This window comes from Aliamphritea spongicola, assembly GCF_017051665.1.
GTDB classification, from domain to species: Bacteria; Pseudomonadota; Gammaproteobacteria; order Pseudomonadales; family Balneatricaceae; genus Amphritea; species Amphritea spongicola.
Genome location: NZ_JAFIDL010000001.1, coordinates 42,368 through 56,098, shown reverse-complemented (window position 1 = coordinate 56,098; position 13,731 = coordinate 42,368). Strand labels below are relative to the sequence as shown.

Below are 13,731 nucleotides of genomic sequence, written 5' to 3'. Positions count from 1 at the left end.
ACAGATTTAAAACAGCATACTAACAAAGCCGGAACGGCTTAACAGCTGTTATTCAAGGATATTTACAGGTGTACCGGAAGGCACTTTTGAGAAGAGATCAACCACATCAGCACAACGCATCCGGATACAGCCATGGGACAACGGAATTCCCATTGGTTCAGTATCAGGTGTACCGTGAATATAAATATAGCGCTGCATAGTATCGACATCGCCAAGCCGGTTTTTTCCCGGTTCCCGACCACATAACCAGAGGATACGGCCGAGTATCCAGTCACGGCCGGGGTAACTTTCAGCCAGTTCAGGCGTATAAAGCTCCCGGGTAAAACGGCGACCAACAAACACCGCGTTATCAGGCAGGCCGTCACCGATTTTTGCCCGGATATAATGCGCACCTCTGGGTGTCTGACCGGTGTTTTTTAATTCACCGACACCATTCAGTGCGGTTGATACAGGATATTCAGCCAACAACGTGCCGGTATCGCTATACAGACCCAGAGTCTGCATAGCAACGGATACACTGAGCTTCATATCAGATACGGGTGAAAGGTGCACTGTCTGCCCGGGCACTGAAACCGGCAACCAGCACAGGAATCATCCGGTGCAGGGTTTTCTCAATCTCAGCGGTGCGCTCATATTCACGCATCTCAATGGCAACCAGTGTCTGGAAATTAGAAAGGGTAAAGACGACAGAACCCAGCAGGAAGTGCAGACGCCAGAAGAACTCACTGTCATCCATCACCGCAGCATCACGCTTTAACAGGTTAATGAAGCCCACAAAGTGCTGCCCGTAACGCTCAACTACATCATCACGGAGCTCTTCCTGGTTCTTCATGTACAGCAGTTCAAGCAAACGCATAAAGACCGGCAAAGCATACTGCTGAGACTTACCAAGCTTCAGCAATATCCGCATCAGCATTTCCAGCAAGTCATCCAGCATAATGGTGTTATCAGGATTATCAGCCAGCTGCTGCTCAATGCTCTCACTGAGGCTGGCAGCCAGCGGGGTAAGATACTTATCTGCGACGGCGGTTATCAGACCTTTCTTTGATCCGAAGTGGTAATTAACAGCTGCCAGATTTACATTTGCTGCACTGGTAATCTGGCGCATGGTTGTTTCGGTAAAGCCTTGCTCCGCGAATAACGCTTCTGCTGCTACTAAAATTTTTCGTGCTGTTGCAGATTGACGCATCAACAACCCCTATGACTAAAATCGTTTCCTGTTACAGTTCCTTTGCATTGTTTCAAACAAACAGGATAAAAGTATAACGCTGTTACCACTATTCCCTGTTTTTCTTAACCAAAATGGTTACTTAGCTAAAAGCCTAACATTGGTCAGCCTTCCCAGCCAGCGAACCAGTAAAGAATCTGCTGTTTTAATCGACATATCCGACAAACGCTCCTGCAGATTCTTCTTATATTCATACCGAACCGTAAACACATCGGCATCCTGACAGGCAGCAATCAGATATTCATCACTGGTCTGCAGCTCATCAATCAGGTTCACATCCAGCGAACGCCGTCCGAACCAGACTTCACCGGTTGCTACTTTTTCAAGATCAACCTGAGGCCGGAACTCACCGACAAACTCTTTAAACAGCAAATGAGTATCTTCCAAATCCTCAATAAACTTCTCACGGCCCTTTTCAGTATTTTCGCCAAGTACCGTCATGGTGCGTTTGTATTCACCGGCGGTCAGAACTTCATAATCCACGTCGTACTTTTTCAGCAACCGGTGGAAGTTCGGCAACTGTGCGACCACGCCAATCGAGCCAAGAATGGCAAACGGCGCAGCAATAATTTTATCTGCCAGACAAGCCATCATATAACCACCGCTGGCAGCAACCTTATCCACACATACTGTCAGAGGGACACCCTGACGTTTAATACGTTCAAGCTGTGAAGCAGCCAGTCCGTAGGTATGTACCATGCCACCGGGGCTTTCCAGTCGCACAACCACTTCATCCTTTTCAGTTGCCATCGTCAGGATAGCTGTAATTTCTTCCCGCATCGGTTCCAGCTCAGAGGCTTTAATGTCACCGTCAAAATCAATCACAAACACTCTGCGGCGGGCTTCTTCCTCGGCTGTTTCACCCTTTTTAAGGGCTTTTTTACGGGCCTTGGCTTCCTGCTTGAGTTTCTTTTTCTCTGCTTTCTGCTGTGCCTTATATAAGTCGCTGTCCAGCACCGCTTCTCTCAGAGCATCTTCCATATCTTCAAGGGTGTCATTCAGGCTGTCTATATTCAGCACCCCTTCTGCACTGCTCTTATTACGGCTACTTAACGCCGCGATTCCGGCAATCACTACAATAATCGCAGCAACAACTGTCACTGACTTAGCTAAAAACAAACCGTAATTGGCAAAAAAATCGACCACAGTCATCTCCCGCAGCATGGAAACAAAGAAAAATAAGCGCCGCTAATGTACCATAGCCCCCTCTGCTATTCGATTTTAATTACAGTGAAGCTTACCGATGTCCGATACGATCAGCGTCAGCCAGGTGATTGACAAATTTGCCAGCCGTTTTTGCCCTGAAAATGCCGCAGGATTCAGTGCCTGCTACCAGTTCATTCTTGACGATGCTGAAGACTTCTATCTGGATATCGCCAACCAGCAGTGTCAGGCATTACGGGGCGAACATGATGACCCGGATATCACCCTCATCACCAATAGCGAAACATTTATCCGTATCGTCAACGGTGAGACCGATGGCATGAGTGCGTATCTGAAAGGCAGTTTACGTGCCGAAGGCAACATCATGCTGGCAACCAAACTCAGCAAGCTTTTTAAACGCTGATTTAATACAAACACACCTTCAGTATAGACCTGAAACTGCCCGGCAGCCTTACTCTGCCGGCGGAACCCGGCCTCTGGAACGGATGAAATCATTAATCAGAAAACGGGATATAGAAAAAGACGTTGGCAGATCCGGTAACTCGTCAACATGAAACCACTGAGCATCAGCCAGCTCTTCCGGCTGAATGCAGATATCCCCACTGGCATATTCTGCGGTAAACCCCAGCATAAGAGAATGGGGAAACGGCCAAGGCTGACTGGAAAAATAACGTACATTTTTAACGCGGATTCCGGTCTCTTCAAAAACCTCCCGGGCAACCGCCGCTTCTGCAGTCTCACCCACTTCAATGAATCCGGCCAGGGTACTGTAAACGCCGGGTACAAAGTTATGACCGTGTCCCAGCAAACAGTAATCACCGTCACTCACCAGCATAATCACACAGGGCGATAGCCGCGGGTATTGCAAAAGCCCACAGTTGCCACACTCTTTAGCAAGATCTTTTTCATGCTGGATCAAACCGGTGCCACAACGGGGGCAAAAACAGTGATCATGCTGCCAGGTTGCCAGCTGCGATGCCCTTGCCAACAACTGAAAGACCCGGTCGTCCGCACCAGCGAGCATTTGCCTTAGTGTCAGCACATCATTCTGCAAGCCGTTGATCAAGGAATCCAACACCAGCATCTGAACCGGATATTCCGGCTGCAAAGAAAGCTCATAAACAGCCCGAACATCCTCCTGCGACACAAGGTTTTCAGTAAATAACCAGCGGCCTTCGGAGTCAGTCAGTACCATGTTGTTCAGGACATACACATAATTGGTAGTCTGCATCTTGGAGAATCCCTGAAGAAAAACAAAAGTCAGGCAATATAAAAGCGGAAACGGCAGATAATGTCTAATTCCGTTAATCCGTCGGTCTTAAGGCAAAATGGTATGGTTAGCCCTGCCGTATACCATCGTGATGAGCATCGTAGGTTCCCTGAGTGTAACTGCTTTCATCTAAGGATGACGGGGCACAAAAAAAGCAGGCTAAATTCCTGCTTTTTGATTTCATCATATCTTCGTATCAGGACGGACTTTCACCCTGTTCGATATTCTTCCAGATACAGCCACCTTTTGACTCCAGCTTATCCAGAAATGCCTGATGCTCAGCCAGCTCATCATCACTGGCGCTCAGCACAGTCAGCTGGAACTGCCCGGGATCAAGGCGCTGAATCTGACTCCCGCCTTCATCCGTGTCGTTATCACCGCCCAGCATCAGGGCTTTCTGGCCACCGGTAAGTAGCAGATACACATCAGCCAGAATTTCGGAGTCAAGTAATGCCCCGTGCAATTCACGGTGTGAGTTATCAATGCCGTAGCGACGGCACAGGGCATCCAGGTTATTCTTCTGACCGGGATGTTTCTTACGCGCCAGCGCCAGGGTATCCACGACCCCACAGAAATCATTAATCCGTTCCGGATGATTATTGAGTTTCAGCTCATGATCCATAAAGCCAACGTCGAACGCAGCGTTATGGATTACCAGTTCCCCACCCCGGATAAAGTCCAGAAACTCCTGCTGAACTTCAGCAAACCGCGGCTTATCCGCCAGAAACTCATTGGTAATACCGTGTACACTGATCGCTTCATCTTCAACGATACGGTCCGGGTTAATATACTGATGGTATGTTCTGCCGGTTAACTTGCGGTCCACCAGCTCAACACAACCTATTTCAATAATCCGGTGACCGGCCTGTGGATCAATACCTGTGGTTTCAGTATCCAGTACTATCTGCCGCATTGGGCTCTCTCACTTTCTGTATGATTATTCGCTCAGGCCGATGCCCGGGCCTGTTCAACGCCTTTATTGGCTAACTGATCAGCCAGCTCATTGCCGGGATGTCCGCTGTGGCCTTTCACCCAGCGCCAGTCTATCTTGTAACGGGCATTAAGGGCATCCAGACGTTGCCACAAATCCGCATTCTTAACCGGCTGCTTTGCGGCAGTTTTCCAGCCATTACGCTTCCAGCCTTTCAGCCATTCCGTAATGCCTTTACGCACATATTGTGAGTCCGTGGTAAGAATTACATCGCAGGGCTGCTTAAGCGCTTCCAGTGCCGCAATCGCAGCCATCAGTTCCATCCGGTTATTGGTGGTATCACGCTCACCGCCACACAGCTGTTTTTCATTTTCACCGTAGCGAAGTACGGCTCCCCAGCCACCGATACCCGGATTTCCCTTACAGGCACCGTCGGTATAAATCTGTACAGTTTTCGCCACACTTACCCCTTAAGAAATGTATTAGCGGCCTACTTTATTTGCCCTTGCAGTTGGTTCAGCAAGTGGCAGATTAATTAACCTGCGACGCAACCAGCGCGGTTTAATCGCGGTCATACCTGCAACGTCTTTACGCGCCACCTGCAGAGAAAATGCACCGTTGCGTTTTCCGTAACGGCGCAAAATACGCTCACAGATAAAACTGTTTTCTCGCCATCCGGGACGCTGAAACGGCAGCGCAAAATACCCTGATAAGGCACGTACTTCAGTCAGCTCCAATAATGCAAGCCAGTCACGCAGCCTGTGCTGACTGATAAAATGTCCACTCCATGGCAACTCACTTTTTTGCCATTTAAGCGCCCGGTATAGCCCCCAGGTACTGACCGGATTAAAACCCAGTAAAATCAAGTGTCCGCCAGGCCTGAGTATTCTTGCCGCTTCACGCAATACCTGATGAGGGCTCTGAGCAAAGTCCAGCGCGTGATGCAGCACCACCACGTCACAACTGTTATGCTCCAGAGGCAATTCTTCATTTTTGGCGACCAGTGCCTGCTCATTCATCCCCAGCTCAATGACCGGATTAATGCGTATGCGGTGCTTAATCGGGCTCTCTCTGCCCAGATCAAGCCGGTTATCAACGCTGATCTGAACCAGGTAATAGCCGAATAAAGTGGGTAACAATCTGTCCAGCAGTGCCTGCTCTGCATCCAGTAACTGCTGGCCCAGATCGGAATCAAACCACTCCCGCAACGCCGGCAGGCATTCTTCCAGAGGAGGTTGTTGTTTCAGCAGCATGATAACAAGAAGATTCCGCTTATCAGAGTAAACTCTGTGCAGTATACAAAGACTGCCCGAGGGATGCAGCCAGAAAGGCTAAAGATTAGTATTCAGGCCCGTATATATCCCTGCAGAGAATACACAGGCCTGCATTTCTCAATGACTCACATACACACCGAACTGTTCCGGTAATTTATGATGCCTGCTGAAGTTGTAAAAGCGGTCGATAACGCATTCGGTTACCTCCTGCCCTTTACTGACCAGTAACAACTCCTGATCGGTCATAACATCTTCAGCAAATACCATACCCGGCTTCAGTGCCATCAGCCCGACATGCTCCAGTGTCAGCTGTCGCGCATCACTCAGCGACTGTACAAAAACTTTAAAGATTCGCGGATCATAGCGCGCCTGGTGTTCATGAATGTATGCCAGCGCAGATTCTGCTGAACCGCCGAGCTTTTCAAAGCGCTCGTAATCCAGCGCAATTTTCAGTATCCGTGACCCGACCGGCAATTCACTTCCCTCAGGCCCATCCTCCGGAAAACCGCTGCCATCAAAACCTTTATTCTGATACCGGATCGCCAGAGCAACATCCTCCAGACGGGGAATCTTGCTGACCAGCTTATAGCCCACCTCACTGTGTTTATAGAACGCCTCCTGCTGATTATCATCCAGCGGCTGTCCCATCATCAGCTTATCAATAATATCTTTAGACAGACTGATGTAACCCAGCTGTGCAAGCATAGCCATTGATTCATACATCCAGACATTCTGTGCCCCCATGGCTTTGACACAATCAATAACATGACGCTTGACCCGACTGACAGAACCAAAAGATTCCGGACAGGCAAGAGACAGGGTTTCAATCAACGCTTCTATGCTTTTTTTCAGGGTTGTGCGCAACAACTCCTGCTCCGCAACAATCAGTTGATACTGCTTTATCGCTAACTTAAGAATCTGCAGCATCTCTGCCGGTGAACAGGGTTTATTGATAAAACGGAAGATATCCCCCTGATTAATCGCATCAATGGCTGTTTTCTGATCCGCATTACCGGTCAGCATCAGACGGACACTGTTTTTAGCCACACTTCTGGCCTGTTCCAGAAACTCCACACCGTTCATGGAGGGCATTTGCATATCGGTGACAATCACCGCAATGTCTTTATGTTTCTCAAGCAACTCCAGAGCATCTTTGCCGCTCAGGGCCGTATGCACATCAAAATATTTACGCAGGTTACGCTTGTAAGCATTAAGAACATTGGCTTCATCATCAACAAATAACACGGCATATTTCATAAATACTCCATGACAATAGCTGCAGGACTGCTCAGCAACAAATTTTTACAACAACAACCAACTGGCCAGGCGCTCTTCAGCAACCAGCCCCTGTTCAGTAAGCTTTTCAGATAAATTCGTGCCATTGATAATGTCTTCTGCCAGCACATTGGCACAAAACAGGATATGCGGCAGGGTCAGCTCATGACCGGTAAAGTGCTCTGAATTGTGGTGATAGGCTACGCATTCGACCACTGTTTGCGGGATTCCCCATAATCGCAGCAGATACACACTGATCTGATCATGTGACACACCAATGGCCTGCCTTTCAAGTAAAAGTGCATCGCCATCATTGATATCATTCCATTGCATGCCCTCAGTAACACTTTCAGGAAAGTACTGCAGCATAACGAGTTCACCAAGATCCTGAAGCATCCCCGCCACCAGCAACTGGTCGGCATCTTTCTGGGAAAAACCTTCCTTTCGGGCAATCTTTTTCGCGATATTCCCCACCAGCTGACTGCGAACCCAGATATCATTCAGGCTCCTGGCATCAATTTCATCTTCAAACTCTTCAAACACCTTGATAGACAACACCAGGCTCTTGATCACATCCAGCCCAAGGTGAGCAGTAGCCTCCGCAGGGGATACAATTTCACGTGCCAGACCAAAATAAGCAGAATTCACTATCTGCAACAGTTTGACGGACATACTTATATCCGTGGATATCAGCTCCGCCACACGGTCAATTGAAGCGTCTTTAGAAGCCAGAATCCTCACCAGTTTTTCATAAATTGCCGGCACTGAAGGCAATGAACTGATACCAGAAACAAAATCACACAACTGCGGATTACTGATAATTGACTGAATAGAAAGGCTGCGTTCAATCAGTGACGAAAGGGTCTGGGCATCAGCAGGCTTGGCAATGAACAAATGAGTAGCCTTAATGCTTTCGAGCACCATTTCTGTATCGGAATACCCCGACAGCGCGATGCGTGTCATTCGCGGGTACTTGCCCCGAATATTCGTCAGCAGCCGGGCACCGCTCATTCCTGGCATCCGCATATCACTGACGATTACATCGAAGGGTTTCTCCTCCAGCAACGCCAGCGCTTTCGCTCCGGAATCCACAAACACCATATTCCATTCCGTTTTGCGATTACGCAGCATCCGCCTCAGCCCGTTAAGGACATTCACTTCATCATCGACGAAAAGAATATTTTTCATGGTTATGCCTCCTGGCAACCTGCTACATAATGCTCTTTCATCAGTCAAGCGGCAGCGTGATGGTAAAACGGCTGCCATCTCCCGGATGGCTGTCTACCACCAGCGAACCACTGTGTTTTTCCACAATGACTGAATAAGCAATTGATAATCCCTGTCCGGTTCCTTTCCCCACTTCCTTGGTGGTAAAAAAATGCTCAAATACACGGTTACGTACACTTTCATCCATACCGATGCCATCATCGGCAATTTCTATCACGACCTGCCCTTCTTCTGCTGTGGTTGTAATCGTTATATTGCCTTTATCCTCACCCGCAGTTTTCGCCTCAATTGCATGGGCTGAGTTAACAATCATATTAAGGATGGTCTGATTTATTTCACCTGGGAAGCAATTCACCATCGGCAGATCTTCAGCCATTTCCAGATGAACATCGGCAAGATACTTCCACTCATTTCTGGCAACCACTACCGTACTTTCAATCGCGTGGTTAAGGTCAATCTTTTGCTTATTTTCCAGCCCCGGATGAGAAAACTCTTTCATGGCTGACACAATTTTGGAAATGCGGGCAATACCATCAATTGACTGCTCAATGGCCTGGGGCAGCTCATCATTCAGGAAATCGATATCTTGCTCTTCATGGGCACTTTGCATAGCAGAAACAGCAGACTCATTACCGGATTCTTTCAGCAAGGCTTCCAAAGTAGATATGTAGGAAAAACTGTCATTCATTGCATCCTGAATGAAATTCAGATTATCTCCCACAAACTGTGAAGGGGTATTAATTTCATGGGCGATCCCCGCTGCTAACTGACCAATTGCTTCCATTTTCTGAGCATGTTTAAGCTGACTTTCCATTTCCAGCCGCTCCGTCTCATGGTTCTTCTCTTCGGTAATATCAAGGAATACACCGCGAATACGGATCAGCCGGTCATTATCAAACACCTTGGTAATAATATTCCGGATCCATATCAGCTGCTTATCTTTACGGTACCCCTGATACTCAAGCGTAAAGTTCGCTTCGCCGGGCATTTTCTCCTGCATCATTTCTCTGACCGACCTCTGCCCTTCCGGTACCTGTTGCCCCCCAAGCTTGAAGCGACCACTTAAATACTCTTCCGGCTCATAACCAAGAATCCGGGTCACCTGGTTGCTGATATAGGTATATTCCATGGTGTCCGGATTAGCTTCCCAGATCACCCCGTTCACGGAATTGGTTACCGCCTCGAGATTATCTACGGACGCCTTGATTTTCTGATAGAGATAACCCTTTTTTTCGACTTCTATTTCGAGTTTAACTTTGGCTTTAGTTAGTTCACGGGTTTTCATTTCCACCTTCCGGCTGACTTCAGCATTACGCCGCGAAACACTGATCAGATACATCACAATCAGCAAGGTCAGAAACACCCCGAATAGCAACGGCAAATAGTCCATCCAGATGCCCATACGGGGCTGGGGCCTGGCGGTAAATAAAACTGAAAGCTGTTGCCCGCCAGCCTCAACGACACGGGGCAGAAAAATCGAACGCCCCTGCTGCTCTGCTAAAGGATCTTTAGTGGCGGTACGGCCAGATTCAGAAAACTGATAAATCTGCCGGTAGCCTGACACCATGTCGCCGGAATACAGATAAATATCCAGCCAGTCATATGAGGAACGCTGTAACACAGGATCCAGAAAGCTCGCCAGATCAAAGCACGCTGTTACATAACCGGAAGCTGACGCCCCAACACCCACACCATCCATCATGCAAACCACATGGCCGATGGATGGCAGGCTGAAAAAGACACTGTTTAACTGCCTGTCTTGCTGAGCCGAGAATTGCTCAACCGCTTGTCGTAATTGAGGCTCGATTTTATCGCCAAAATAATACCGGTGTTGCCAGCTATCATCCGCTTCATACGGCGCGTCTGCTTCAACACGGGAATACAGAGTAAAGAAAAGCGGTTTATAGTTTTCCAGCAGCAATTTTTCCAGGACATAGACCAGCTGCCCAGGCGGAACATTCACCGCCAGTTCTCTGGCAGCGCCTGAAAATACAACAAACTCATCCACCAGATTCTGAAAGTCATCAATGATAAACAGGGTCAGATTTGAAGTCTGAGATTCAAACTCATAGCGCGCTTCTTTACTGTTGGACTGCCAAATAAAGCTTTGCAAGCCATATGACAACAACGCACCAATGAGTAACACCCCCAGAATAACCGCCTTATCAACTCTGGCTTTATTGATTGTCATACATCACCTGCCTGCTCACCGCCGGTTTTACGCAGCGTCATCAGATAAGCAGCCAGCGCCGCAATATCCTGACGTGTGAACTCCTCTTCCCAGGGTGGCATATTGCCTGACCGGGACATCGCCGCTCCACCTTGACGGATAATCTGCTCGATATACGGTTGCGGTCTGACACTCAGTGTCAGGTCATAAGGAAGGGGATCTTTAATAACCTTACCAGCCAGCTTGCCATCGCCATGCCCCCCTTCACCATGACAGACCACACAACGGCTCATAAACAGGAATTTACCCCGGGCAACATCATTAGCTGACTTACCTGCAACGCCATCCAGCAATTGCGCAGCTGATTCAGGCTGCTCATAAAGATGGCCAACGAACAATGCCACAGCGCTGATTTCCTGCCTGCTCAGTTCATTTTCCCAGGGTGGAGAATACAAGCTCATTTTTCCCTGTACACCACCAAAACGGATATTCTCGACAATATCCTGTTGCTGGCTGCCATAGCGCTGATTAAGTAAATTCGCCGACGGATAATTATCCATTAACAGTGTTAAAACCCCGTCCCCCATTCCCCGGTTTCCATGACACAACACACAACGCTCAGCAAAGATCTCCGCCCCACCCATCAGGCGAGGGTCATCTGCAGCATTTAATGAACTGCTTATAAAAGCCAGCCACAGACATACCCCGGCCAACAGATATTGATTCAGACGATCCAGTATATTTTTCAGCATCCCTGTCTCCTGCCCTTCACTCTTCAACGTGAATGGTCATCTGCATATTAGGATGAATCGCACATTCCACTGTCAGAGTGCCGGGCTTCTCTGCAACCACCGAACGCTGATTCCCTTTCGGGTAAGACCCCAAATCAAAAGACTGACTTTCCGACAAGCTGTAGATGTTGTGAAAAAAAGGATCCTGGTTAGTAAAGGTCATCTTATCGCCAACCCTTACTGTCAGTTCTTTTACAGTAAACTCCTTATTCTTCTGACCGATCTCATACTCCTGAGCAAAGCTGTTTACTCCTGCCAGCCCCATTACCACCACAAGCATCAAACTGATTTTCATGCTTAGCTCCCCGCATCCCTGGATGTCAGCGCTTTCAGAAACGCCACCAGTGCTTGTTTTTCCTGTTGAGTAATATCTAAAGGTTTAAAGCTCGGTGACACACCTGAACGGTGCCTGCCACCTTCAATGTAATAATCCATTACCGATTCCAGAGTCTCTGCCGAGCCGTCATGGAAATACGGTGCTGTCAGTTCAATATCTTTCAGGCCCGGTGTTCTGAAGGCTCCTTTCAGCACCGCAACCGGGCGGACGTTATAGCGCCCCAGATCAGCATTCTCCTGCTGCACATTTTCTAAGCCGAGATTATGAAAACCGTTATCGGTAAAGCCCGGTGGATGATGGCACGCAATACAGTTCCCCTTCTGCGGATCTGTAAACAGTTGAAACCCCTGCTTTTGCTGCGCTGTCATTGCCTGTTCATTCCCGGCAACCCATTCAGAAAAATCACTGACACCACTGACCAGTGTTTTCTCGAAGCCGGCAATGGCATGTTGGATATTCCGGGCCGTCACACCGTCGCTATACAGTTCAGAAAAACCGGACTTATATACAGGGATTGTCCGCAACCTGAGTACCAACTCATCAAGATCCATATTCATTTCGCGGGGAGAAGTAATAGGCAATGCAGCCTGATCCACCAGGTTGGCAGCCCTTCCATCCCACATAAAAACCGTATGTTCCTGCAAATTCAGCAACCCGGGCGTGGCCCTTCCAATTCTCTCACCAAAGCGGTCAAGTGGTGTTTTTTCACCATCAGACCAACCTTTATCCGGCTGATGACAGCTAGCACAGGACATTGAATTATCGGCACTGAGACGGGGATCAAAAAACAGCTGTTTTCCCAGTTCAGCAATTGCTGCTTCACGGGGAGTCAGTTCAGGGGGAGTAACTGCAGAGCGCCAAACAGATCTGTCTGTAAAGTACGGTGCTTCAGATGCCTGCAGCATTTGGCTGCTAACAGACAAACTAGCCGTAAAAAAAATAATAGCTGACGTATTATTCCTACACATTTCAATATTCCCTCACACTATGTGCTATTTACAGACTAGCTCAGAGAATACGGGCTTCAATGTTTTTAAGAAGAACCGCCAAACATGCTTAAAAATATTTTAAATCAAGATGATAAGTCCCACTCTAAGTACTCTGAACAGGCTTAAAGAAGCAACCTGCAGAATTCTGCCAAACAGCCGTTTCAGGGAAGGGTTTAACTCATAGCGACATCGTGTTCTGATATCTGGCCTAAGCCGATGATTCTTATTACAATCGAAATATACTTATGATCTGCCCAAGAGGTTTATAATGCTCAACGTCACACCAATCTCTGCATTTGATGATAACTACATTTGGGCAATTCACGCGCCTGAAACAGCTAATGTCTTCGTGGTTGATCCCGGCCAGTCGGAACCTGTTGAAGCCTTTCTGAATGAGCATGACCTGAATTTAGCCGGCATACTCATTACCCACCACCATCACGATCATACTGAAGGCGTCGCAGCACTTACCGCTGAACGGGACATTCCCGTATACGGGCCTGAAGAATCCCCTTTTGAAGGAATTACCGAGCCGCTGAATAACGACTCCGTTCTGGAAATCTTCGGCCTGCCGATTATGATCCACGCCGTGCCAGGTCACACACTTGACCATATCAGTTACCTGATTGACGGTGTAACCCCCCAGCTTTTCTGCGGTGATACCCTGTTCCTCGCCGGTTGCGGCCGGTTATTTGAAGGTAGCCCCGAACAGATGCTGGCTGCCATGCACTACTTCCGTGATCTTCCGGACAGCACTCTGGTGTACTGTACGCACGAATACTCGATGGCCAATCTGGCGTTTGCTGCGGCGGTTGAGCCAAACAACACGCATATCCTTAACTGCATCGATAAATGCCGTACCCTTCGTCAGGAAAACAAAGAAACACTGCCAAGCACAATCGAACAGGAAAAACGCGTTAACCCATATATGCGAACGGACCAGCCTGACGTGATTGCCGCCGCCATCGACTATGACCCACAGGCAAGTGGCTCTGAAACCCAGGTCTTTGCAGCCCTGCGTGAATGGAAAAATAACTTCTGAAAAATGACGCTAAGCACTTAATTCCTATTGACA

General features: G+C 48.2%; 15 protein-coding genes. 2 read left to right on the top strand and 13 right to left on the bottom strand.

Annotated elements, in window-relative coordinates; all coding sequences use genetic code 11:
- Positions 1 to 48: 48 nt before the first annotated feature.
- From JYB63_RS00320 to sohB, 3 genes are all read right to left on the bottom strand, one after another.
- On the bottom strand, positions 49 to 528 hold the full coding sequence (locus JYB63_RS00320; RefSeq protein ID WP_205655751.1) for a L,D-transpeptidase: 480 nt from the start codon (positions 526 to 528) through the stop codon (positions 49 to 51).
- A 1-nt stretch (position 529) separates the two neighbouring features.
- A complete protein-coding gene (locus tag JYB63_RS00315) occupies positions 530 to 1,189 on the bottom strand; it encodes a TetR/AcrR family transcriptional regulator (RefSeq protein WP_205655750.1) in 660 nt (219 codons plus the stop codon).
- Positions 1,190 to 1,306: 117 nt separating this feature from the next.
- Positions 1,307 to 2,374 carry a protease SohB gene (gene sohB / locus JYB63_RS00310; protein WP_205655749.1) on the bottom strand — a complete coding sequence of 356 codons (1,068 nt, stop codon included), beginning with the start codon at positions 2,372 to 2,374 and terminating at the stop codon, positions 1,307 to 1,309.
- A 97-nt stretch (positions 2,375 to 2,471) separates the two neighbouring features.
- Between sohB and JYB63_RS00305 the strand changes: the two genes are divergently transcribed.
- Positions 2,472 to 2,795, top strand: a complete 324-nt coding sequence (locus JYB63_RS00305) for an SCP2 sterol-binding domain-containing protein (RefSeq protein WP_205655748.1) — start codon at positions 2,472 to 2,474, stop codon at positions 2,793 to 2,795.
- A gap of 48 nt (positions 2,796 to 2,843) precedes the next feature.
- Here JYB63_RS00305 and nudC read toward each other — a convergent pair whose 3' ends face one another.
- From nudC to JYB63_RS00250, 10 genes are all read right to left on the bottom strand, one after another.
- Positions 2,844 to 3,623: an NAD(+) diphosphatase gene (gene nudC, locus JYB63_RS00300; RefSeq protein WP_205655747.1), complete on the bottom strand. Its 780-nt coding sequence runs from the start codon at positions 3,621 to 3,623 to the stop codon at positions 2,844 to 2,846.
- Positions 3,624 to 3,858: 235 nt separating this feature from the next.
- Positions 3,859 to 4,575: a DNA polymerase III subunit epsilon gene (gene dnaQ, locus JYB63_RS00290; RefSeq protein WP_205655746.1), complete on the bottom strand. Its 717-nt coding sequence runs from the start codon at positions 4,573 to 4,575 to the stop codon at positions 3,859 to 3,861.
- A 32-nt stretch (positions 4,576 to 4,607) separates the two neighbouring features.
- Positions 4,608 to 5,054 carry a ribonuclease HI gene (rnhA, locus tag JYB63_RS00285; RefSeq protein WP_205655745.1) on the bottom strand — a complete coding sequence of 149 codons (447 nt, stop codon included), beginning with the start codon at positions 5,052 to 5,054 and terminating at the stop codon, positions 4,608 to 4,610.
- Positions 5,055 to 5,075: 21 nt separating this feature from the next.
- Positions 5,076 to 5,846 (bottom strand): class I SAM-dependent methyltransferase, encoded by a 771-nt coding sequence (locus JYB63_RS00280; protein WP_205655744.1) that lies wholly within the window; start codon positions 5,844 to 5,846, stop codon positions 5,076 to 5,078.
- A 138-nt stretch (positions 5,847 to 5,984) separates the two neighbouring features.
- Positions 5,985 to 7,124 (bottom strand): HD domain-containing phosphohydrolase, encoded by a 1,140-nt coding sequence (locus tag JYB63_RS00275; protein ID WP_205655743.1) that lies wholly within the window; start codon positions 7,122 to 7,124, stop codon positions 5,985 to 5,987.
- Positions 7,125 to 7,169: 45 nt separating this feature from the next.
- Positions 7,170 to 8,330, bottom strand: coding sequence for a response regulator (locus JYB63_RS00270; RefSeq protein WP_205655742.1), 1,161 nt, complete (start codon positions 8,328 to 8,330; stop codon positions 7,170 to 7,172).
- 40 nt (positions 8,331 to 8,370) lie between these two features.
- Complete coding sequence (locus JYB63_RS00265; RefSeq protein ID WP_205655741.1) at positions 8,371 to 10,560, bottom strand: PAS domain-containing sensor histidine kinase; 2,190 nt, start codon at positions 10,558 to 10,560, stop codon at positions 8,371 to 8,373.
- On the bottom strand, positions 10,557 to 11,291 hold the full coding sequence (locus JYB63_RS00260; RefSeq protein WP_205655740.1) for a c-type cytochrome: 735 nt from the start codon (positions 11,289 to 11,291) through the stop codon (positions 10,557 to 10,559). Before JYB63_RS00260 ends, JYB63_RS00265 begins: the two co-directional genes overlap by 4 nt.
- 16 nt (positions 11,292 to 11,307) lie before the next feature.
- Complete coding sequence (locus tag JYB63_RS00255; RefSeq protein ID WP_205655739.1) at positions 11,308 to 11,625, bottom strand: plastocyanin/azurin family copper-binding protein; 318 nt, start codon at positions 11,623 to 11,625, stop codon at positions 11,308 to 11,310.
- 2 nt (positions 11,626 to 11,627) lie between these two features.
- Positions 11,628 to 12,572 carry a cytochrome-c peroxidase gene (locus tag JYB63_RS00250; protein ID WP_205655738.1) on the bottom strand — a complete coding sequence of 315 codons (945 nt, stop codon included), beginning with the start codon at positions 12,570 to 12,572 and terminating at the stop codon, positions 11,628 to 11,630.
- Positions 12,573 to 12,924: 352 nt separating this feature from the next.
- Between JYB63_RS00250 and gloB the strand changes: the two genes are divergently transcribed.
- On the top strand, positions 12,925 to 13,698 hold the full coding sequence (gene gloB / locus JYB63_RS00245; RefSeq protein ID WP_205655737.1) for a hydroxyacylglutathione hydrolase: 774 nt from the start codon (positions 12,925 to 12,927) through the stop codon (positions 13,696 to 13,698).
- Positions 13,699 to 13,731 lie beyond the last annotated feature (33 nt).